Annotated in this window: 1 protein-coding gene; it reads left to right on the forward strand. The window is 67.9% G+C overall.

The window, feature by feature from the left end; translation table 11 throughout:
• Window positions 1-523 (forward strand): molybdopterin cofactor-binding domain-containing protein (locus RX972_RS29250; RefSeq protein WP_316880791.1); only part of this gene is annotated, 523 nt, incomplete at both ends.

Here is a 523-nt window from a genome sequence, read left to right on the forward strand (position 1 = left end):
GCCCTATGAGGCGACCGAGTCGATCGCCTTCATGCTCGGCAAGGCCCGTGCGCCGTTACGGCCCGCGCACATCAACGCCCAGTTCGCCCATGTCGGCGGCGGCTTCGGCGGCCGCGACCACACCCCGTTCGTGCTCTACGTGGCGCTGGCGGCAATGTTCTTCCCGGGACGGCCGGTGCGGCTGGCGCACGACCGCTACCAGCAGTTCCAGGGCGGCATCAAACGCCACCCGATCAAGATGCGCTCGCGGATCGGGATCGATCGCAAGAGCGGCAAGATCACTGCATTCGCCGCCGATCATGTGCTCGACGGCGGCGGGCTTGCCAACTTCTCCGCCAATGTCGCCACCGTCGCTGCGACCGCGGCGATCGGCATCTACGACATCCCGAAGGTCGCCGTCACCACTGTGGCGGTGCATTCGCGCGGCGTCACCGCCGGTTCGCTGCGCGGCTACGGCACGCTGCAGACCATGACCGCGCTGGAAGTGCTGATCGACGAGGCGGCGAGCGAGCTCAAGGTCGAT

This window comes from Pseudomonas syringae group sp. J309-1 (assembly GCF_032582135.1).
Classification (GTDB): domain Bacteria; phylum Pseudomonadota; class Gammaproteobacteria; order Pseudomonadales; family Pseudomonadaceae; genus Aquipseudomonas; species Aquipseudomonas quasicaspiana.